Genomic DNA, 22064 nt, shown 5'->3' with positions numbered 1-22064 from the left:
TATTTCCTCTAGCTGTTATTTCTCTTTATTTTTCCTACATAAATCAAATCTTCGGATCGTAATGGTTGAATTCAACAAAACTCTCAATACCATTAAAAACAGGGACATCCTCCAGGGTGGTAATTACCGCAGAATAGCGTCCGGGAGGTAATGAAAATTCTTTAATTTCTCGCACAGCCGTATTTATACTTCTCTCTTCGTAATCGAAGACACGCCCTCCTTCGGATCCCGCAGCGTTTATTTTCTTGTCAAAAAAAATCTTGCCATCTTTAACGATATGAAGTGAAACGGGGGTTATTACTCCGTCTTTATCAGCTCTCCCAAACAACTTAAACCTCCTTGCCATTTCATCATAATCATCTGTAGTAGCAAACAGCAGGACAAACTGATAATTGCCTTCCTTGCTGATTTCAAAATCAATTTTGACTGATTGACCAGACTTCGATACGTCAATCGGTCTGTATATATCAATGAACTTAGAGCAGGCCATTAATAATGTACAGCCCATAAAAATAATAATATTTCGCCAATTTTTAAACCTTTCATATATACGTAATACTTTCATTTTGTCACTCCAAATTTTGATATTTCCTTTGTTTATACTGATACCATTTTAAATCTTCTTAAATTTTCGGATTAAAATATGTGAGCTGTACAAAACTCTGAATGCCATTAAAAGCAGACACATCCTCCAGGGTGGTAATTACCGCAGAGTAACGTCCGGGAGGTAACGAAAGTGTCTTAATTTCTCGCACTGCCGTAGTTATACTTCTCTCTTTGTAATAAAAGGATTGTGTTCCTTCGCTCCCCACCGAATTTATTTCCTCGTCAAAAAAAACCTTGCCGTCTTTAACCAGACGAAGCGAAACGGGGGTTGTAACCCCGTCCTTATCAATACTCCCGAACAATTCAAGCCGCCTTAGCATTTCTTGATAACCATTCCCTTTAGCAAACAGCAGGGCAAACTGATAATCTCCAGCCTTGCTCTTACTGAGTTCAAAATTAATCTCGACGGATTGATCAGAATGCGACATATCAATCGGTTTGCGTATAGTCTCAATATGCTTAGAGCATGCCATTAATAAGGTGCAACTCATAAAAACAATAATATTTCGCCAGTTTTTGAACCTTTCGTATACCTGTAATACTTTCATTTCATCACTCCAAATTTTGATATTTCCTTTGTTTATACTGATACTATTTTAAATCTTCTTAAATTTTCGGATTGTAATAGGCGAACTCGACAAAACTCTCAATGCCATTAAACTCAGGCACATCCTCCAGAGTGGTAATTATTGCAGAGTAACGTCCGGGGGATAACGAAAATGTCTTAATTTCTCGCACAGCCGTATTTACCCTTCTCTCTTCGTAATAGAAGGACTGCCCCCCGTCGTATCCCCCAGCGTTTATTTTTTCATCAAAAAAAACCTGACCGTTTCTAACCAGATGAAGCGAAACGGGAGTTGTCACCCCGTCATCATAAATACTCCCAAATAACTCATCTCTCCTGTTCATTTCATCATGACCATCTCCTCTAGCAAACAGCAGGACAAACTGATAATTTCCAGTCTTGCTGATTTCAAAATCAATTTTTACTGATTGACCAAACTTCGATACGTCAATCGGTTTGTATATATCAATGTGCTTAGAGCAAGCCATTAATAAGGTGCAACTCATAAAAACAATAATATTTCTCCAGTTTTTAAACCTTTCATGTACCCGTAATATTTTCATTTCGTCACTTCAAATTTTGATATTCTCTTTGTTTATACTTGTCGTATTTCAATATGTATTTGTTATCTCCCCACCATGCGGGGAGATAACAAGCGGCTTCCATCTTGCGAATGGCAACTTGAAGTGTATAGGGTATATACTGATACCATTTTAAATATTCGGAAAATATGTAAGTCGTACAAAGCTCTCAATGCCATTAAACTCAGGCACATTCTCCAAGGTGGTAATTACCATAGAGTAACGTCCGGGGGTGAACTGAAATATGTCAATATTGCGCACCGCCGCATTTATCTTTTTCTCTTTATAATAGATGGTATGTTCCCAACTGCGCGCACCCACCGTATTTATTTCCTCGTCAAAAAGAACCTTGCCGTCTTTAACCAAACGAAACAAAACTGGGATGGCAACCCCATCAACATGAGCATTGAACAACTTAAATCGCCTTTCTCTTTCCTCATGACTATCCCCAACCGCAAATAATAGGGAAACCTGATACTCTCTAACCTTGCTGATTTCAAAATCAAATTTAACTGATTGACCAGACTTCGACACATCAATCGGTTTATATATATCCATCGGCTTAGAGCATGCCATTAACAAAGTGCAGCTCATGAAAATAATCATATTGCGCCAGTTTTTGAACCTTTCGTGTATACGTAATTCTTTCATTTCATCACTCCAAATAAAGCAAGGCGGCAAAAAACATTAACGGTCACTTATCTCAAACCTGGAAAACGGTGAGGATGGCGAGCCGAGTTCACAGAGCTGCCCTCACAACCTACCGCTCTCTCAAACTTTCATCTATATGTTGCTGTAATGGACTCAAGAAGTAATCGATCACGCGACGCTGATCAGTTTTTATTTCTGCCGTGATCGACATGCCCGGAGACAGTGGGACTCGCTGACCATTGACCAGCACGTGATCAGACTTCAAGCGAATACGGCTGCTATAGATGAGTCCACGCTTTTCGTCCTCGATAGCGTCGTTCGATACGTTCAGCACTTCGCCGTCAACGGTGCCGTACTTGGTGAAAGTAAAAGTTTCCACCTTAACGGTGACCGGTTGACCAACATGGACGAAACCCACATCCTTGTTTTCCAGCATGGCCTCCACTTCTACCGGTTGGTCTGCGGGGACGATGACCATCAGCGGTTGAGCGGGTGTCACCACGCCACCGACAGTATGGATAGCGAGTTGTTGAACTGTGCCGGCCACCGGGGCTTTGAGGCTGGTCAAGGTTTCCTGGTAGCGGGCCTTCGCCAGCTCCTGAACCAGGGTCGCTGCTTTTTTGTTGGCTTCCTGTTGCAGGTCGAGCATGGCGCGACGATTTTGCGCAACAACAGTCTCACGCCGACGTCGCGCCTCGTCCTGAGCGGCGGTGTACTGCAAGACACTGGCCTGTTGTACGCTTAACTGGCGTTGCAGATCCAGTCGCGTCTGCTCTTTCTCCAGATATTCATGCCGCGACACATACTGTTTCGTCAATAACCGTTGGTAATCCTCGGCCAATTGTGTAGCAATCGGCAGCGTTTTTCGCAGGCTAGCTACCTGGGATTGGGCTGACTGGATTTCGGCGCTGCGTTGGAGGATTTCTGCATCCACCAACTCCAGGTTGCTGCGATATTCCTGATATTGTCCTTGTAGCCAGCGTTGGGCACTGAGCACCTGCTCAGGGTTGGCGTTGTCAATCGTTCCTACCAGCGAAGCCGGAGACTTTTGTTGATTGATCGCGTCGAGCATGGCGGCACTCCGCGCACTGTCGATACGAGCAGCCAGCAGCTCGCTCTGAATCCGGCTGACGTCGGCGCTCGCCGCCGTCGGATCGAGTTCGACCAACAACTCGCCGACTTTCACCGACTGACCGTCATTGACGTGGATCGCTCTGACCACCGCCGTTTCGCTGGATTGAATCAACTTAGTCTTGCCATTGGGAACAACCTTTCCCGGGGCGATAGCCACTACCTCGATTTTGCCGATGTAAGCCCAGAACAACGCCAATACAGCGAAACCCAGAATGCCCCAGGTGAAAATCCTCGGTGCTGGGTGAACAGGTGTTTCCTGCAACTCCAAAGCCGTCGGTAAAAATTGTAATTCATGAGCAAGTCGCGGCGACACGTCCATGTTTTTACGTTGGCGCCAAGACTCACGCCACACGTGACGATAACGCTGCAATAAGGAAAGGGTGGCGCTCATTTGAAATTATTTTCCTTGAATCGGAGTATGTTTATCTCGATCACATCTGCCTCTGATTGTGTTATTAACCATTGATTACGTTATTAACCGTTTTCATCGTACGTTCTGGAAATGGAAGCCTTTCAGCCCTGCTGCATTCGATACAGTCGTGAATAGTGGCCGTCCTGACGCGCCAGTAACTCGGCGTGGGCTCCCTGTTCAACGATCTGCCCGCGATCCATCACAAGGATACGATGCGCGTCGCGTACAGCGGACAACCGATGAGCGATAATGATGACCGTACGCCCCTTGCAAATGCTTTGCATGTTCTGCTGCACCACCCGTTCAGACTCGTAGTCCAGCGCACTGGTCGCCTCGTCAAAAATCAAAATGCGAGGATTGCCGATCAAGGCTCGGGCAATGGCTACCCGTTGCCGTTGACCACCCGAAAGTGACGCGCCGTGCTCCCCCACAATGGTGTCGTAACCTTCGGGCAGTTCAAGGATGAATTCATGAGCTCCAGCCATGCGGGCGGCGTGCATGACCATTTCGAGCGGCGCACCCGGATCGCTTAAGGCAATGTTTTCACGAATGCTGCGGTTGAATAGCATATTGTCCTGCAACACCACGCCAATCTGCCGGCGCAGCGAAGACACATCAGCCAATGCCAGATCCATGCCATCAACCATGACCCGTCCGCGCTCTGGAACATAGAGCCGCTGCAACAAGCGGGTCAGAGTACTTTTGCCGGAACCGGAGCGGCCCACTACACCAATGATTTCTCCCGCGCCAATGACCAGATTGACGCCACGGAGCACCTCAGAACCATCAGCCCGATAACGAAAATGCACCTGTTCGAACTCTACCTGCCCCTTGAGCGGCGGTACTGTGCTACGTGTAGCCTGAGACAATTCAGTACGGGAATTGAGGATGTCTCCCAGACGCTGCACCGAGACCCCGGTCTGCTGGAAGCTGGTCCACAGTTGCGCAAGACGCATGATCGGGCCGCTGACACGGCCGGCCAACATATTGAATGCTATCAGTTCCCCCACCGATAGCTGCCCCTCTATCACGAGACGCGCACCGAGCCAGAGTGTGGCGACCGTCACTAACTTGCCGATAAGCGAGACGCTTTCATTGGCGATAGTGGATAAGGTCTGTGTTTTGAAACCTGCGGCAACATAAGCCGCCAGTTGGTTGTCCCACTTGCGGATGGCCTGCGGTTCAACCGCCATTGACTTTAGGGTATCGATGCCATTGACCGTTTCGACAAGGAATGCCTGATTCTCAGCGTTGCGTGTGAAGCTATCCTGTAATCGCTTACGCAAGAGAGGTGTAACCAACCCCGAGACGAGTGCATAGAGCGGCAATGATAACACCACAACAAGGGTCAACCAGCCGCTGTAATAGAACATCACAAGGATGAATACCAGAGAAAAAAGCACGTCAAGCATCAGGGTAATAGCGTTGCCGGTGAGGAAGCTGCGGATGTTTTCCAGTTCACGTACACGAGCCACAGAATCACCGACTCTCCTTGCCTGGAAGTAAGCCAGCGGCAGATTAATCAAGTGCCGAAACAGATTCGATCCCAACTGTACATCAATACGGCTGGTCGTATGGGCAAACACGTAGCTACGCAGACCGCTCAGAGCCGACTCGAACAACATGATGCCCAGCAATCCCGCCGCGACAACATCCAGTGTGGTTAGGCCGTGATGCACCAGTACTTTGTCCATGACCACCTGAAAGAATAACGGAGTCACCAGGGCAAACAACTGCAAAGCAAAAGACCCCAACAAAACTTCGCCCAACAACTTGCGGTATTTGACGATAGCCGGGATAAACCAAGTGAAGTCAAAGCGTGAAGTCTCTCCGGGCAGACCGTTACTGGAACGCACAAGCACCAGTTGCCCTGTCCAACGCTGCTCAAGCTGCTCGAAGCTGATAACTTCGGGGCGCACCGAACGTGGGTCCTGAATCAAAGCCTGTTCTTTATCCAGTTTGGCCAAAATAAAAAACTGCCCATCTCTGTCCATAGCAATGGCAGGCAATGGAGTATGTTCAAGTCTGGTAAGTGTTGTGTGTACAGCCTTAGCTTTCAGCCCTGAATGACGAGCAGCCAGCAACAGCTCCTTCAAGGTAAGACCTTGGTTGGAAGTGGAAAATTCGTGTGAAAGTTGTTCAGTCGATATAGCTATGTTGTGAAATCTAGCCAACATGGCTAGGCAAATCAGACCGGTATCCAGCTCCGGGGAAGAGTGGGGTGACTCAGTACTCATTTCATTATCCTGCATCAGACAACTTAATCCTTAAATCAAAAATCTGGATATTCATCTCACCCCTAGCAAGCTATCCAGACATATCCGCAATCCGTTTAGTAAACAAATCACAATTCATATAATTAGGCGTTTATATCATCAAATAATAATAAATTTCATTTAATATATTCACAAACTGTGACATTAACCACACAATAATATTAAAATTTATTAAATTTATAATCTTGTTGTTTACATTGATAACAAAATACAAACATCAACAATTTGATTCAGTCATTGCAACTATTTTTGAATCTTTTGAATCGGTGAAATTAAGATATCGATCGGTATATAGCCATCACGATGAAACTATTCGATATGGCTGACTGAACGATTGCGACTCACAATCAATCAACATGAAGGACTAAGAAAAGATATTTCAATTGAAAAATAACAAAAATTTGGCATAGGTAGGTTTAAGATACATTTATCTTGTATAGGTCAATGTAATCTCTAGTTCACTGCACGAGAATTTTTTAATCACCTAACCGATAACTTTTTACAAAAACAAAAAGGCGTATTTACCGAAGTCAGCACGGCAAATCAGAAATCTCATTAAAGGCATTAATGATCTGATTGTCGGGCTTAAAAGCCCATCCAACAACCGAACAAATCACGATCAAAAAAAATGTCAGAGAAGATATGGCAACATCATTAATATATAAATTTTTTTACACAAGTCGGTCTATCAGAGCAAACGTTAATCCACCTGTAAGTTAAGCCGTTCTGCTAATCCACTTCGCCTTTGAGTTGGCATCTGGATTGCCTGACGCAATACCGCTTCATGTGCATAAAGAGTTAGTTTTTCTCTGGCCCGGGTTATCGCTGTGTAGACCAGTTCACGGCTGACAACCGGCACAAACTGCGTCGGCAATACCAAAGCTGTGTGGTCAAATTCTGAACCCTGTGATTTATGTACGGTCATCACATATGCAGTTTCATGTTGTGGCAAACGACTTGGCTGGATTCCTTTAATCTGTCCATCAGGCAACTGAAAATAAGCTCGCAGTTCATGATTTTCGTCTCTGAGCATAATACCGATATCACCATTAAACAGGCCCAGTGTGCTGTCATTACGCGATATCATGATGGGGCGGCCAGCATAACCACGACTGAAAGTCCCGACAGGGCGACGAATAAGCCCCTGACGATGTAATAGCTGTTCTATACGCTCGTTAAGCCCACTGACGCCAAACGGTCCTTCTCTCAGCGCACACAACAAACGATAGTGGTTAAATTCATCTAAAATCGCTTTGGCCGGTGCCTGCTTTGCCACCAGTTGCAAATAAGCGTGATAACCCGATACCGTTTCTGTCAGCAACCGCTGATAATCTTCATCGTCGGACAATGGGTAAAAACAGATATCCTTCAACGGTTGCTGCAAAATAGAGAGAGCTTGTCGACTCTTCCCCTGATTAACGGCCGCAGCCAACTGACCAATTCCAGAATCTACATTAAAGCGGTAACTTTTGCGTAAAAGACACAAACGTTCACGAACCTCTGGGATATTTTGCTGATCACCCGCAACTAACCGACATCCTGTTAATCTGCTTAGCTGTTGTGCCCTCGTTATGCTGTATCCCTGTTCAGCAAAACGGCAAATATCACCCAACACCGCGCCTGCTTCCACTGATGCCAATTGATCACGGTCCCCAAGCAGAACAATTTTTGCTTTCGGAGGCAATGCATCAATCAACCTAGCCATCATGGGTAAATCCACCATTGAAGCTTCATCCACCACCAGCACATCCAAATTCAGTGGATTATCTCGATCATAGCGCAATCGCTGGCTATCAGGCTGCGCTCCTAGCAAGCGATGAATCGTCTGTGCCTGATCCGGCATACATGCAAACTGTTCTTCCGTCAGAGGCAGTTTTCTGACCGCACTATTAAGAGATTCGGTCAATCTGGCGGCCGCCTTTCCTGTCGGAGCCGCCAGTTGGATAACCTGCTTTTTATCAGGATGAAGTTTGATTAAGGCAGCCAACAATTTAGCAACTGTCGTTGTTTTTCCGGTTCCCGGTCCGCCAGAAATAACTGAAATTCTGCTAGTCACCGCAACAGCCGCAGCTACCTTTTGCCAGTCCATTGTTTCCTCAGGCAGCATGAATAATTCATCCAAAACAGTTCTCAGTTGCTGTTCCTGAATATTATCGGTTGGTTGATTGCCGGAAAAGAAAGCCGCCACCTGACATTCACTTTGCCACATTCTCTGCAAATAAAGCCGGTCATGGGAAAGCACCACTGGCGTTGGTTGAAATCCATCACTAACCGCAGCACAATTTTCCAGCGCTATCAGCAAACTCTGTTCATCTGGTTTTCCCGCAACCCGCCACAACTGCTCTGCAAATTCACGATGTCGCCCATCAAAAAAATATTCTGGCGTTATCCGATTAACCGGCAGGCAAACATGCCCGGCACCAGTTTCAGCGCTCAACAGCGCCATCACCAACAACGAAATAGGATCTTTATCCTCAATCAATGCATGAGCAAACTGTAAGTCCAATGAACGCAAAAGTCTGAGGTTTACTGCCTGTTGTAATAACGAAATCATCAATTTTTCTCTTTTTCAGACTGTTCATGACCACTGAAAAGCAGATCCAAAGCATCAACAAATTCAGCCGATGGCCGACAATTGAAAATACCATTCCCCGGTTGTTGTTTATCTATTCCCCTCAGAAACAGGTAAATCACGCCGCCGAAATGTTGTTGGTAATCATAATTAGCCAGCCTGTGACGCAAATAACGATGCAATGCCAGTGTATAAAGCTGATATTGCAGGTCATAGCGATGTTCAATCATGGCTATTTCCATTGCCTGTTGAGTATAAAACTGGCTCTCCTCTCCCAACCAGTTTGATTTGTAATCCAGCACGTAAAATTTGCCTTGCCAACAGAAGACCAAATCAATAAACCCTTTCAGCATTCCTTTCACCTGCTGAAATTCCAGTTGGGGACAACGGGCAGAAATCGGATCATAACGACGCATCAGTGTATCCAACGTCTGAGATCGCAAAAGTTGCTCAACCGGCAGATAAAACTGCATTTCATCCTGTTGATGATGCAACGGAATTTTTGCCAGTTGCACTCCTTCATCATTCAATGGAATGGTAAAAATGTCGGTCATCCATTGCTGTAACGTCCCACTCCATCGTTCATCAAATCCGGCTGATTGCAGTTGTTCTGCCAACCATTGCTCATCAGGTCGTTGGCTGAAACTAAGTTCTTCCAAAATAGCGTGTAAAAAAGTCCCCGCGGAAGCTCCCCGAGGAAATGTATGAGGTGTCATTTCAAGTTGTTCTGCTAACTGTCTTTCACCACTAGCATCAACATCAAGCTTTGGCGCAATAGATTGAACAATCACGTCAATAGACTCTTCTCCAGCAAAATAAGCAGAAACATTGCCACGATGAACCATAGAGTTTCGTAAACCAGAATAACTGGTAATACGCCAGTCATCCTGGACTCTGCGTTTAAATTGCCTGGCCGACAGGACTAAATCATTTTTACTTTGCGATTGCCAGGGATGACCATCTGTTTCATTAATTGATGATATAACAATGCCATCCCCACTCAATTCTTTAAGCGATGTCGCCAGAAAATCAGCATCCCCTTTCACTCCCTTTTGCAACAGGTAGCCCAGAGCACACTGATGCAGATCAGTATCCCCGATCTTTTTCTTATTGCCTTTTATCAGCGGAGCCACGCCGACACTGCAATGGTAAACAGAGCGCGTCAATGCGACATAGAGTAAACGCAAATCCTCTGCCAATCGCTCTTGTTCCGCCAGCTTAATCGTCTCGTCGTCAGGAAAGATATCGAGGCAAGCATTAAAGCTTGTACGATCATGATATATCGCCCGCTTCTGCTCCCTGAAATTACAGATAAATGGCAACCATACCAGCGGATATTCCAGACCTTTAGATTTATGGATAGTACAAACTTGTACTAAATGACGATCGCTTTCCAGCCGCATCTGCTGGTTTTCAGATTGTGGATCAGGATGAGAGATTTGCTGAGCTAGCCAGCGGGTGACTGCATGTTCACTGTCAAGTTGTAAAGATATTTCCTGCAACAACTCACCAATATGCATCACATCCGTCAAACGCCGTTCACCGTCATAACTGGCAAGCAAATTCTCAGCAATATGATGGTTGGCGATTACCGCTCGTAACATAGGTAACACACCACGGCGTTGCCATAAACGAAAGTAACCATCAAATTCATCAACTAATTGATCCCATGTCTTTTCATCATGATTCAACTTGTCTATCTGCCGGGCAGTTAGACCAAATAAACCACTCGCCAACGCACTTCTCAAAACCCGTTCTTTTTCTGGTGATAACACCGCTTGCAGTAACCAGAGAATATCCTTGGCTTCCGTGGTAGCAAATACACTTTCTCGGTTAGAAAGAAATACAGAAGGAATAGATAACAGGTTAAGTGCATTACGGATCAATGTAGCTTCCTTTCTGCTACGTACCAAAACCGTAATATCAGCCGCCGTCACAGGCCGGGAACCTTCACTTTTATGTAATAAAGCCCGCCCTTCACTACCTGCCTGCAACCAATCTCGAATTTGCGCAGCACAGAGCCGTGACATCGTTTGTTCATAATCTCCAGTAGAGACACCTTCTCCTGGTTGTAACCAGAAATTCAGTGCGGCCTGTTCTTCACCATCATAGCTAAAAGAGAGTTCGCGGTTTTTTTCTGCCGCAGAAACTTCAATAAAAGGGATCTGTTCAAACAAAAATGGATTTTCTGAACGCATAAACAGTTTGTTTACTGCCTGTACCATTGAGTAAGCAGAGCGCCAGTTTGTTTCCAGAGTATAGTGAGCACTTACCTGAGAACGGGCACGAATATAAGTGAAAATATCTGCGCCGCGAAATGCATAAATAGCTTGTTTGGGATCACCAATAAACAGCAATCCATTTTCAGGTTGAGTGCCATAGATAGTATGAAAAATCCGGTATTGCTGTGGGTCGGTATCCTGAAATTCGTCGATCAACGCAATCGGGTAGCGCCGACGAATAGTCTCAGCAAGCAAATCACTGCCGGGACCTTTCAAAGCATCATCAAGACGGGTAAGTAAATCATCAAACCCCATCTGACCTCGTGTTAATTTTTCCTGACCGATTGATTGACGAATCTCAATAATAGCCCTGGAGATAATCAAATCACGTAAAGTAAGTGGTTGCTTATATAAATCATCTATCGCAACAAAAAGTGAATGTTCAGGCACCTCGCCTTTTTTTGTCTTTTCTGCCAACACCGACTGCCGGAACTTTTCCAATGCTTTTGGCAACAGATAATCCTCTGTAGGCGCTTGAGTCCATTCCGTGACGCTATTCAACCAATTTGGTAAGTGCTTACTACTGTAACTTCTTTTATCAACACCAGAGCCCGCAATTAAATCGTGTAACTCTCCAGCAACTTCATTCCATTGGTATTTAACATCACTGATCAACTGGATAATTTTTTCATGGCGACTTAACAACGTTTCATCACTGTCCGGCGCATTAACAATATATGGCATATCCCCTTGTAAATAAGGGTGTAATTCAGCCAGCAGAGCTTCCGGCCCGCTCCACTCCTGACTGATTACCTGTGCCATTGATAACGGCAATGGATAACAGTGGCGCCGCCAGAAATCGGCACACCCCTGCCGTTCTAATGGCTGTTGATCTTGAATTAATGTCTGTTCAAACAAGATCCCAGATTCAAAAGCATTATGTGCCAACATCCTCTGACAAAAACCATGAATAGTATAAATCGCGGCTTCATCCATTTGCCGCTCTGCGGCCAGTAACCAGATAGCCGCCCGCCCTTTATCTGGGATTTCATCCAATAGCTGTTGATAGGCTGGCTCTGCATCTTCTACTTCGTTTCGAATACAAGCAAGGCGAAGTTTATGAATATTTTCACGGATACGTCCACGTAACTCATTCGTTGCTGCCTCAGTAAAAGTGACTACCAAAATTTCTTCTACACTCAAAGGTCGTGAAAAAGCGGCATCTTTCCCCAACCCAAGCAGAAGACGCAGATATAAGATGCCGATAGTGTAGGTTTTACCCGTTCCGGCCGATGCTTCGATCAGCCGCTGACCATTCAGCGGCAGAGTTAATACATTAAGCCTGTGAACAGATATCTCTGTGATCACTGATCTCTTACCTCAACAGATAACCGTTTCTGAAATTCAGTCACATTCTGATAGGTTTTCCAACCTTTCAATTTCGCATATCCATCCAAGCCTCCTGATTTACCAATCACTTGTGAAATCAATGACAGCCCTCGATGTTTGATTACCGCATTCCGATAGAAATTAATCAATTGTTGCTGTGTGGTTTTCTTTAGGATCTCAAGCATTTTATCTCTGCTATCAAAACTAAAGTTATTGCGGCTAAAATCACTAGAGAAACGGGCAACTTCGGCATAGAAAGTTTGTGGCGGCTGCTGTTTTTCATTAATCAGCGCACTCTTGTATTGTTCAAAATCAGCTTGAGACATTGCTTGCAATTTATTACCGGCGTTCTGATAGAAATCTCGATAACGCTGATTCAAATATTTTGGTTGTTTACTATTACTTTGTAGCAGGAAACCCAATCCCCACTGCTCCCCTACACTGGTATTGAAAGCAAACACCGCATACCCTAGTTGTTCTACTGTTCTTAACTGCTCATAGAACCACGGCTGGAGCATATTACTTAACAAACTGGAATAAACATAACCTTCTATACGGTTATAACCCGTCGGAATATAAACCTCGGCTAAAGCACCATCTGTACTGCTGCCAACACGCTGGAAATTAACCGGGTAATTTTTATCAATCACCACCTTATTCCCAATCCACCAGTCATTTCCTTGATTCGCCAGTTGGTTATGGGCAGATTCAGCAATCACTTTGCTCTGTTGTTCGGTCAAGTTGCCAATTATCATCATTTGCAAAGCAGCATTTTTTATCATTTCATGACGATACGTAACAATATCCTGAACCGTGATAGTTTCCAGCGCTTTTAAACGAGTGGACTGCTCAGTGTAAGGCACCACAGAAAGGCGCTTCAACGGCTGCATAGCCATGTCATAAGCTTTAGCGTTATTAGAAACCTCTATCTGCTCACGATACCAAGACTTAGCTTGTGACAGTTGATCCTCTGTTGGAGTGAACGCCATGTAATTACTGATTAAAGAGGTTAAAAGCGCCGATAGATTTTGAGTGTAACCACTTACTTCCAGTTGCAGTCCCTGTGATGAACTAGTAAAAATATTCATTCCAGCAACAGAAGCCTGATAACTAAGCTGGTCGAGGGAAAGCCCTGCTAAATAATCAAGCAAAGAGGAAGTGACCTGCTCACGGGCGCTATCCAAACTGTCCGCATTACGTAAATCAAGCGTAATACTGGCCTTAGGCTCATCAGCAAAATATTGGCTCGGCATATAGAGTAGACGAACATTCGGCTGTTCAAAAATCATCTCTGGATGTTTTTGACTGTTACCTGCTTTTATCAGCTTCAAGTCGTCAGGAATATAAGGATTTGGCACAGGCAAAGAAAAGTTCATCCGCGCCTCTAACTGCTGCCATTCCATCCGTTGCTGTGATGTGATTCGATCAACCTGATAAGGCGCCTGAACAAAATAAGCCTGTTTATCGTGCGGCTCTTTTGGGCTGATATACCAAATTCTTGCATTTTCAGGCGTCAACTCAGCAAGCCGGTTGGCAATTGCTTCTGGGTCATAGCTATCAGCCAAATAACCGGCATTAAGTACATTGGAAACAGGAACTCGCAACATAGCATCCGATAACCATTCGATATAATGCATATCACGAACAATGGAGCCATAGCGGAAAGACAGATTCAAAACCTTCGCGATCTCATCAAAATAACTTTTCTGGATGCCTTTTTGTTTTAACAAATTAATATACGCAAAAATAGCCGCAATAACCTGATCCCGTTGCGCAAGCCCTTTATCTGTCAACGTTACATAAATAAAATAGATACCCTTGTTACGATCAATCATAGGCTCCGCACCAGCACTGATACTTTCTGCTAGCCCTTGAGTTTGTAGCCAATCTGATAATGTATTCAGGCTACGGTTGCCAATCATATAACCGAGATATTCATCGGTTTTACTGCGGAAATCGGCGCTGTTATTGTCAATACTGAACTCCAATTGCAACGCCTTTTGCGGTTGGGCAGGAACATAATGGATGATAATCCCTTTCTCTTTTTCCGTTACTGCCGGAACAGTAATCGGCGGCACGCTCGCTTCTCTGTCAGGTATCCGACCAAAAGTATCAACAGCAATTTGAGTCAGTTTATCGATAGGCTGATTACCGTAAATGACTCCTTTCATCAGATTGGCAGAATAATAACGCTGATAGAAATCCACCAGTTCTGTCTGTAATTTACTCCCTGGTTTATCTTTCAATGTTTCTAGATTACCACCAGAAAAACGGGCATTGGGATGCTTAGGATTCAGGGTTTCTGCCCGTATTTGAGCCACCCGCATCCCATCACGAGAACGCGCCATTGTTAGCTCTGCATTAACGGCGTTTCGCTCCCGATCTGCATTCACTGGATTAAGTAACGGCTCAGCCAGTGCATCAGCCAGACGATCTGTAGCTTGAGCTAATGACTCATTTTCTACTTCAAGGTAAAAAGCCGTGCGGTAAGAGGCTGTGCTGGCATTATAGCTACCACCATGCTTTTGCAAAAATTCCGATAAATCACCTGACTGCGGGTAACGTTCAGATCCCATCAGAACCATATGTTCCAGATAATGTGCAAGCCCAAGCTGGCTGTCAGGGTTTTCCATACTACCAACCGGAATTGCTACCGCTGCCAGAGATTTGGTTGCCTTCTCATCAGATACCAGCAAGACCGTCATATTGTTTGCCAATCTGATTCCCTGATACTGACGATGATCATTTTCGCTTTTATAAATTGTCTCTTGCAGTAGCTGCCACTGTGATGTTTGCGCATAGCTTACTGTTCCCCAAAAAAGCAGGAACATCACAGTAATTATGCGAACAAAATGTTTATGCATTATCCGATATTCTCCCTATGTTTCTGATTTCGCGCCATCGGTGACAAATAATTGAGCGCTTCCTGTTTAAGTTTTGCTAAAAATGATTCATCGATTTGCCTGAAAGCCCGCTGAATATAAGAATCATCTCCTTCACCTGAGCGTCCCTGATCTCCAAGCCATACCTTCAATAGCTGGCTTTCAGCTTTTGATTGAATTTCATCACTACCATCAATCTCACCTGTCTCTTTATTCATACATGTTAAAAGCCACGCCCAACCACTTTTACAAAACAGTGGCAGAGGCGCTGATATTCCTCGTTGATAACCTTCAACCAGTTGATTCAGATAATCTTTCGCTTGTTCTGAAGACACAGAAGCAAAACGCCATTCGCTGCCATCACGCCCATAACTGCGGCTTTCACCCTCCCCTCCGGCAAGACAGTAAGCCAAATGCTCAATCCACAATTGCATGCCATCATTGGCTGTTAAACTGGCTGGCCGCCAACGTAGCAAACCATCTGGTTGCACCCTATTAATTCGCCCTGTCAGCGTCACCTGGCCTAAATCATGATGTAAATCAACAGATAAAGTTTCCATCTGTTGTTCACGAATTTTATCCGCCAGAGGCTGCATCTCTTTTTGCTGCTTTAACCAATAAACCTCGCCAAAAGCACCAAAAGGCAACCCGCCAGCAGCACGAAGCCGACTGAAAAGTGGTTCAGGTGATTGCTGTTCAATGAGGGCACTCAGCAATAGCTGATTAAACTGATAACGTTGAAGATTATCTAAAACGAAAGGTTCTTCCTCTGGTAATTCCGTTTCTTCAATAACGAAATTGACTTTCAAGCAACGTTGGAAAAAAAACCGAACGGGATGGCGGTAAAAACTGCTCAAATTATCAAGTGTAATTTCTTGAATTTGCTCCGTTTCAATAGATTGGCAAAATTCAGCGTATGCCGCACCTTGCTCAGTTGCCGCCTGTAACCACTCCCCGGCATAGCTTTGCTGATAACTGCCCGGTATAAAATTTTCCGGTGCAAATGGAACGCGGGAATGAAGAGATAACAGATGTTCTCTAACATGAGTAGCACTTTGATCAACATTCAGTTTTTCATTTCCCGGCAAACAAAAACTTTGGCAGACATAATCCAGTAATTCATTCACCAATACGGAAGGATTACATTCCGTATCATCACGAATGGATTTACCAATATAGCTGATATAGAGAAACTGTTCGGCAGATATCAAGGCTTCAAGGAATAAATAACGGTCATCATCCCGCCGTTTTCTGTCTCCCCTCTGACCTTTTTCCGCCATCAGATCAAATCCAAGCGGTGGAATTGAACGGGGGTAGATACCATCATTCATTCCCAATAAACAGACAACTTTAAAGGGAATAGAACGCATCGGCATTAGAGTGCAAAAATTGACAGAGCCGGCAAGAAAACGCTGGCTGATTTTTTCATTATCAAACTGAAGTGCCAATTCATCTCGTAATAGAACCAATGGCACACTTTCTTGATAACGGGCATTCAAGCCATTGACGATGACTTTCTGCCATTGCTGTTCTATCATCGCCACTACTAATTCAGTTTCACTATCTGATGCAAAAAATGTCTCCAGCAACTGCTGGCAGATAGGTACCCAACCCGTTAATGTTCGGCTCTCGCCAAGAATCTTGCGCCAATAGCTTAATTGCATTAAAAGTTCAGCTAATTGGCCGGCAAGCTCTGCGGCTAAACCACTGGATTCATCATAAGGCAATACCTCTTTCCAAGGGCCTGACCGACTATCCATTGCGTAACCCAATAACATTCGAGTGAGTCCAAAACGCCATGTATGCTGACCTGTTACCGGCAAAGAGAGTTCTTCTACATTATCGTCATCCAGCCCCCAACGAACCCCTGACTCTTCGACCCAACGCCTTAATAAACGTAAACCATCTTCATGAATGTCGAATTTATTCGCCAGCGCGGGTACTTCCAACAATGCTAAAACCTGTTCTGTCGTAAAACGGCTTTGGGGTAAATCAAGCAGTGTAATAAATACCTGCAAAACCGAATGTGCCTGACGAGCCTTACGATCAGAAATGGCAAATGGAATATAACGTTCAGCAGAGACATTACCAAATACCGCCTGAACATAGGGAGTATAACTGTCAATATCCGCGACCATCACAATAATATCCCTTGGCGTCAGCGATGGATTATCTTCTAATAATCGCAATAGCTGGTCCTGTAAAACTTCCACTTCACGTTGAGGGCTATGGCAAACATGGAAAGACAAAGAACGATCCAACGGATCAAGTACTCTTTTTTGCAGACTGTTTTCAAATGTTTCTTTCGTTGAACCAATTTGGGCATGATCTTCCAGATAGAGAATATCCCTTTGTAATTGATGTAATAGATTATCCTGTTCTAATTCAACAAAGGCGTGAACATCCGAACTCTGCTCAAGTTGCGACAATAAATAGAGATTATCACGACCCAACCGTCCCCACGATGCCAGCAAGGGATTACTTACATCTTGTTCACCGTCATCGTTAAACAGTGATTGAGCATTACCCGGATCTTTAAAATATTCCAGCTCCTGTTCGCTCTTATAATGACGCGGTTTACGGCTGCTCAGTTTCGCCAGAAAAGCATAATTCTGAATATCTCCCCAATAATATTTACATGGGTTGGTAAACATTAGGTGAATATCAATATGCCGTGCCAGTGCCTGTAAAGCTTGTAAATAGACCGGCGGTAAGGCAGAAATACCACAGATAAATACTCGTTTCGGTAAACAAACTGAAAGCTTAGTACTATTTTCTCGTTCAAGACTGTTTTCCCATTCAAGACTATTTTCCCGTTCAAGACTATTTTCCCGTTCAGGACTATTTTTCAGTTCAGGACTATTTTCCAGTGTCGAAATAAAGCGCTGATATAAATTAGCACGATGCCACTGGGGTTGTTGTAACTGGTGAGTATATTCCGTCAGTTCCAACCACAATCTTTTCTGCCACAACTGATTATCGCTCAAGCCATCAATAAGCTGGCCTTGTTGCCAACTTTCCAACCATTGCGGGCGATAAACTAGATATTGGTCAAACAGATCAGCAACCCGCCCGGCCAGTTGATGAATCTTCCGTTTATCAAAATCTTGATCAAGGTAATGCCTGAGCGCGACAAACTCCGCTTCTGGCAACAATTGAGGCAATAACGCCATCAATTTCCATGTCATAGCATCTTTACTAAAAGCACTTTCTTTAGGAATATCAGGCAATACTTTGGTAAACATATCCCAAATAAACGTAGCGGGAAGCGGAAATGAAATATTGGCTGATATGCCTATTCTTTCGGCCAGTTGGATTTGCAGCCACTGTGACATACCAGGACTTTGTACCAAAATGACTTCCTGCTCAAATGGATCAGTCAGGGGATTATCCCCGATCAATATTGCTATCAATTCCTTAAGAAGATCTAATTGATTAGAATGATAAACCTTGAACATCGGAACTCCCATTTGAACAAATCCATCGGCTTGCTTTACTTTGCTGATTATAAGGCGTTATTACTATAACTGTAAGCTGATAGCAGCCAGACAACGGATATGTTGTCTGAAATTCAGCGTGCCAACCCGATGGTAATATTATTTCTGGCAAAGGATTTTGACCTGCAATTAATTCATATTGTTCCAGATACCCATAAGATAATTTATCCGCCTTTGATTGCTGCCAATGTTGCTGAAACCCAAATAATAACGCCTGATGATAACGCATTAATCCCAATAGAGAGACCGAAAAAACCATAACAGCAATCATTACTTCGGGCAAACTCATGCCTGATTGATGCTCATAAAAAAGATCTGACTTCATGAACAAAATCCTACATCTACTTCAGGACAAAAATCCAGCCAACCACTTTCTACCGGGATAAGAGAATCTCTTCCACCAGCAGAAAGTAATTTCATCCATTGATATAATCCAACAGATTGTCCAGATGCCACATCAGCCATACCTTTCAGTAGAAAGAAATGACTCGATTGCCTTTTTAAGCAACTGGTCAAATGAAATTCTTGCTGTTGCTGGCAATACCACTCTTCTGTCTCATTACTATGAAGCGGCCATGACTGAGCGATTCCCCATGCCAATGAAGATTCTGCTTGCTGAAAAGCTTTTAGATATCTGCGTTCATCAACCATCATGATTAAAGCGTTATCCAGATGATGATGCAAAGCCTTTAACATCATCAGGCTCACTGCCAACAATATCAGCACTGAAATTAGCAATACATTACCTTGCTGATATTGAAAGCAGTCATGCGGAGAATGCTCAGCCACAGTACTTATCCCCTGATATTGCGCAAACGTATTACTGACTGATATTGGTAGTTTATCGATGGATGTTTAAACCAATGTGCAATAAGCACCAATTTGATAAAAACCAAGCCATCTTTTGCTGGTAATTTTTCAGCTTTAAAGGAATCTACCACTATTTCATTTGGATCAAACAGCCTTTCCCAACCATTTTCCTGACAGTTACCGGCCCCCCTTTTCCACTCTACTGACTGATTGCTAAGGCGATAGCCAAAGAATTCCGATTCACTGTGTTCTGGCGGTTCCCATTGGCCATTTATGTTAAAATCGTATGCAATAATCAGGCATGAATCACCACCCTCATCACTTTTATTATCGATGAATATCGGCTTGCCATCACAATAATGCTGGCAATATCCAGCACGGCGAATATCTTTTTCTATAATATGTAATGTTTGTTTAATGAAATAACCTAAACGATATCTCTGATATAACTCCATTATTTGTTTAGTTAAAATAGGATAACTTTTCGCAATCGCTAGTAAGATAATACTGCCAATAGCCATTGCCACAATAACTTCTAATAATGTCATTCCAGATTGATTTTTATATTTCATTATTCCAATAAAGTATTTATTATTTTAATGAAAAAAGCATCATTAATCACAAGCTGGAATTTGGTTAAATTTATTATTACTACATGATCTCATCCTACCTCGTGAAGAAAAAATAATAGATATTTCACCTGCGGAATTCGCCAAAGTAAAACTCGCAGGTATCATGGTGTTTCTTATTCCATGAAACTCTATCTGATCCTTGGTTGCTGAACTGATAATAACATCCTGATAAGGGGAACTTATTCCCTCAACATTTTCTAAATCACAATTAGCCAATACCGGATTAGAGAGCGTGATGCACCAATCCTTTCCGATTTTCAGCCACAACACGACTCTTTTATTCAGATAATTTGCCAAAGATTGTTGTCTGGCTATAAATGTTAATATTTTCTGTGCTGATTCCTGCAACCTGGCTCTTTCCTGGTGATAGCCCCATTCCTGCACTCCCCATAAGGAAAATATTGAAACCAAAACAATAACGATCATCAATTCCAATAAAGAAAAACCTAATTGATTATCAATATTATAATGACCGATTATATTCATATTATTTACCATTGATAATTCCTTATTTCCTTTTGTAAGACATTCTATTTATTTTCAAAACAAAATAAATATAAATTTGAATTTTATGCGAGAGTGCATCAATAAAAAAACAATAGCCTATTATTGTTACATTTAAATTGCGTAGAGCTTCGCAAAAATCAACGAGAATAGTTTTTTTTGTTTCTTATTATTGTCATGCATTGTAAGATTATATGGCTATGAGGAAGAAGCTTCATGAGCATAATAAAGAAAATATTGAATGCTTTACATGAGGGTGTTATTACTATTAATTTATTCTATAAAGATAAATAATATCAGACTAGAAAGTAATTAATTGAGAAGCTTGTTTTAAGTATAGAGATCAATAGTGGTATATACCCAATGGATTTCAAGATGCATCGCGGCGGCAAGGGAGCGAATCCCCGGGAGCATAGATAACTATGTGACCGGGGTGAGTGAGTGCAGCCAACAAAGAAGCAACTTGAAAGACGACGAGTATATTGATATTGGTGGTAATAATGTCCGGTTACTGGCCTTTATCAAGTTTTCAATGGAGCACCATTATATTAAACATATCGTATCTCACGCAGAATACGACAAGCTAACCAATGACTACCGGAGAAACAGAGAATGATCAATTTTTCAGTCGTTCAGGTACGGGCTCGCGCTCTGTTTTCAGAGATCCCTTGGCTGTCCTACATCGATACCTCAGAACAGTACAAAGAAGCGCTGGATTTGATTGATGAGCTTTTCAAAGACTATGACAATAACAAAGGGTTAATTGATATTCTAACTACAACAATTGAACGCTATGAAGATACCGCCCCTGAATTTGCAGAATTTAACCAAGCTATTGAAAATATCCCTACGGGGGTTGCAGTCCTACGAGTTCTGATGGATCAATACGGTCTTACACAAGCCGACCTCAAAAACGAAATCGGAGAAGCTTCTCTGGTATCACAAATTCTGAATGGAACAAAGTCACTAACAGTAACCCATATAAAAGCCTTGAGTACACGTTTCAAAGTTTCTAGTACAGTTTTTATCGATTAACTTTATCTATTTCTACAACTGATTGAGTAAAAAAAGATTTTTTAAGATCTTTCATATTGCTGTCTTAGGCTGGGTTTAATACCGACCTATCCGACTCTAAGACTAACCCGAATTCTGCTTAAGCCATCATTGAAATATCTTTCTCTGAGTAGAAAATTTTCAGTGATGGCTTTTTCAATTTAAGGCTGTAAGCAATCAATCCACCTAAAACACACAACAGAAAGCCTTTTATACTTCGGTGGCGCGAGTGCTCAATTTGAGAAATGGTCTTTAATTGCCCATTAATCGTTTCGATG

At 43.2% G+C, this 22064-nt stretch carries 17 protein-coding genes; 2 read left to right on the top strand and 15 right to left on the bottom strand.

Annotated features, from left to right (window positions below; all coding sequences use genetic code 11):
- Positions 1 to 43: 43 nt before the first annotated feature.
- The 14 genes from EAE90_RS14990 to EAE90_RS14925 form a co-directional block, all read right to left on the bottom strand.
- Positions 44 to 565: a DUF5625 family protein gene (locus EAE90_RS14990; RefSeq protein WP_214054135.1), complete on the bottom strand. Its 522-nt coding sequence runs from the start codon at positions 563 to 565 to the stop codon at positions 44 to 46.
- Positions 566 to 623: 58 nt separating this feature from the next.
- Positions 624 to 1154, bottom strand: a complete 531-nt coding sequence (locus EAE90_RS14985; protein WP_214054134.1) for a DUF5625 family protein — start codon at positions 1152 to 1154, stop codon at positions 624 to 626.
- Between the two features lie 58 nt (positions 1155 to 1212).
- Positions 1213 to 1734, bottom strand: coding sequence for a DUF5625 family protein (locus EAE90_RS14980; protein WP_214054133.1), 522 nt, complete (start codon positions 1732 to 1734; stop codon positions 1213 to 1215).
- 150 nt (positions 1735 to 1884) lie between these two features.
- Positions 1885 to 2403, bottom strand: a complete 519-nt coding sequence (locus EAE90_RS14975; RefSeq protein WP_214054132.1) for a DUF5625 family protein — start codon at positions 2401 to 2403, stop codon at positions 1885 to 1887.
- A 109-nt stretch (positions 2404 to 2512) separates the two neighbouring features.
- Positions 2513 to 3928, bottom strand: a complete 1416-nt coding sequence (locus tag EAE90_RS14970; RefSeq protein WP_214054131.1) for an HlyD family type I secretion periplasmic adaptor subunit — start codon at positions 3926 to 3928, stop codon at positions 2513 to 2515.
- A 122-nt stretch (positions 3929 to 4050) separates the two neighbouring features.
- On the bottom strand, positions 4051 to 6186 hold the full coding sequence (locus tag EAE90_RS14965; RefSeq protein ID WP_200868797.1) for a type I secretion system permease/ATPase: 2136 nt from the start codon (positions 6184 to 6186) through the stop codon (positions 4051 to 4053).
- Positions 6187 to 6925: 739 nt separating this feature from the next.
- Positions 6926 to 8779, bottom strand: coding sequence for an exodeoxyribonuclease V subunit alpha (gene recD / locus EAE90_RS14960; RefSeq protein WP_214054130.1), 1854 nt, complete (start codon positions 8777 to 8779; stop codon positions 6926 to 6928).
- Complete coding sequence (recB, locus tag EAE90_RS14955; protein WP_214054182.1) at positions 8779 to 12384, bottom strand: exodeoxyribonuclease V subunit beta; 3606 nt, start codon at positions 12382 to 12384, stop codon at positions 8779 to 8781. Before recB ends, recD begins: the two co-directional genes overlap by 1 nt.
- Positions 12384 to 15272, bottom strand: a complete 2889-nt coding sequence (ptrA, locus tag EAE90_RS14950; RefSeq protein ID WP_214054129.1) for a pitrilysin — start codon at positions 15270 to 15272, stop codon at positions 12384 to 12386. Before ptrA ends, recB begins: the two co-directional genes overlap by 1 nt.
- Complete coding sequence (gene recC / locus EAE90_RS14945) at positions 15272 to 18748, bottom strand: exodeoxyribonuclease V subunit gamma (RefSeq protein ID WP_214054128.1); 3477 nt, start codon at positions 18746 to 18748, stop codon at positions 15272 to 15274. Before recC ends, ptrA begins: the two co-directional genes overlap by 1 nt.
- Positions 18726 to 19112: a prepilin-type N-terminal cleavage/methylation domain-containing protein gene (locus EAE90_RS14940; RefSeq protein WP_214054127.1), complete on the bottom strand. Its 387-nt coding sequence runs from the start codon at positions 19110 to 19112 to the stop codon at positions 18726 to 18728. Before EAE90_RS14940 ends, recC begins: the two co-directional genes overlap by 23 nt.
- On the bottom strand, positions 19109 to 19576 hold the full coding sequence (locus tag EAE90_RS14935; RefSeq protein WP_051560827.1) for a YgdB family protein: 468 nt from the start codon (positions 19574 to 19576) through the stop codon (positions 19109 to 19111). The genes EAE90_RS14940 and EAE90_RS14935 overlap by 4 nt, the downstream gene beginning before the upstream one ends.
- Positions 19577 to 19581: 5 nt before the next feature.
- The gene (locus tag EAE90_RS14930; protein WP_214054126.1) at positions 19582 to 20169 is read right to left on the bottom strand and encodes a prepilin peptidase-dependent protein; all 588 of its coding nucleotides are present in this window, start codon (positions 20167 to 20169) and stop codon (positions 19582 to 19584) included.
- Between the two features lie 42 nt (positions 20170 to 20211).
- Positions 20212 to 20715 (bottom strand): prepilin peptidase-dependent protein, encoded by a 504-nt coding sequence (locus EAE90_RS14925; protein ID WP_246550794.1) that lies wholly within the window; start codon positions 20713 to 20715, stop codon positions 20212 to 20214.
- Between the two features lie 451 nt (positions 20716 to 21166).
- Between EAE90_RS14925 and EAE90_RS14920 the strand changes: the two genes are divergently transcribed.
- The gene (locus EAE90_RS14920) at positions 21167 to 21349 is read left to right on the top strand and encodes a type II toxin-antitoxin system HigB family toxin (protein ID WP_246550793.1); all 183 of its coding nucleotides are present in this window, start codon (positions 21167 to 21169) and stop codon (positions 21347 to 21349) included.
- The gene (locus tag EAE90_RS14915; protein WP_036776948.1) at positions 21346 to 21768 is read left to right on the top strand and encodes a helix-turn-helix domain-containing protein; all 423 of its coding nucleotides are present in this window, start codon (positions 21346 to 21348) and stop codon (positions 21766 to 21768) included. The genes EAE90_RS14920 and EAE90_RS14915 overlap by 4 nt, the downstream gene beginning before the upstream one ends.
- Positions 21769 to 21886: 118 nt before the next feature.
- Here EAE90_RS14915 and EAE90_RS14910 read toward each other — a convergent pair.
- On the bottom strand, positions 21887 to 22064 hold a 178-nt coding region (locus tag EAE90_RS14910; protein ID WP_281422327.1), incomplete at its 5' end, for a transposase.

Source organism: Photorhabdus caribbeanensis (genome assembly GCF_018448885.1).
Taxonomy (GTDB): Bacteria; Pseudomonadota; Gammaproteobacteria; order Enterobacterales; family Enterobacteriaceae; genus Photorhabdus; species Photorhabdus caribbeanensis.
The sequence above is the reverse complement of the archived record's forward strand: the minus strand, read 5'-3'. Positions and strand labels throughout refer to the sequence as shown.

Excerpts from the sequence above, each read along its gene's own strand:
- recC (WP_214054128.1), bottom strand. The coding sequence starts at position 18,748 with ATGTTCAAGGTTTATCATTCTAATCAATTAGATCTTCTTAAGGAATTG.
- EAE90_RS14930 (WP_214054126.1), bottom strand. The coding sequence starts at position 20,169 with ATGAAATATAAAAATCAATCTGGAATGACATTATTAGAAGTTATTGTG.
- EAE90_RS14975 (WP_214054132.1), bottom strand. The coding sequence starts at position 2,403 with ATGAAAGAATTACGTATACACGAAAGGTTCAAAAACTGGCGCAATATG.
- EAE90_RS14965 (WP_200868797.1), bottom strand. The coding sequence starts at position 6,186 with ATGAGTACTGAGTCACCCCACTCTTCCCCGGAGCTGGATACCGGTCTG.
- EAE90_RS14980 (WP_214054133.1), bottom strand. The coding sequence starts at position 1,734 with ATGAAAATATTACGGGTACATGAAAGGTTTAAAAACTGGAGAAATATT.
- EAE90_RS14940 (WP_214054127.1), bottom strand. The coding sequence starts at position 19,112 with ATGAAGTCAGATCTTTTTTATGAGCATCAATCAGGCATGAGTTTGCCC.
- EAE90_RS14970 (WP_214054131.1), bottom strand. The coding sequence starts at position 3,928 with ATGAGCGCCACCCTTTCCTTATTGCAGCGTTATCGTCACGTGTGGCGT.
- EAE90_RS14985 (WP_214054134.1), bottom strand. The coding sequence starts at position 1,154 with ATGAAAGTATTACAGGTATACGAAAGGTTCAAAAACTGGCGAAATATT.
- EAE90_RS14990 (WP_214054135.1), bottom strand. The coding sequence starts at position 565 with ATGAAAGTATTACGTATATATGAAAGGTTTAAAAATTGGCGAAATATT.
- EAE90_RS14925 (WP_246550794.1), bottom strand. The coding sequence starts at position 20,715 with ATGAATATAATCGGTCATTATAATATTGATAATCAATTAGGTTTTTCT.
- recD (WP_214054130.1), bottom strand. The coding sequence starts at position 8,779 with ATGATTTCGTTATTACAACAGGCAGTAAACCTCAGACTTTTGCGTTCA.
- EAE90_RS14915 (WP_036776948.1), top strand. The coding sequence starts at position 21,346 with ATGATCAATTTTTCAGTCGTTCAGGTACGGGCTCGCGCTCTGTTTTCA.
- ptrA (WP_214054129.1), bottom strand. The coding sequence starts at position 15,272 with ATGCATAAACATTTTGTTCGCATAATTACTGTGATGTTCCTGCTTTTT.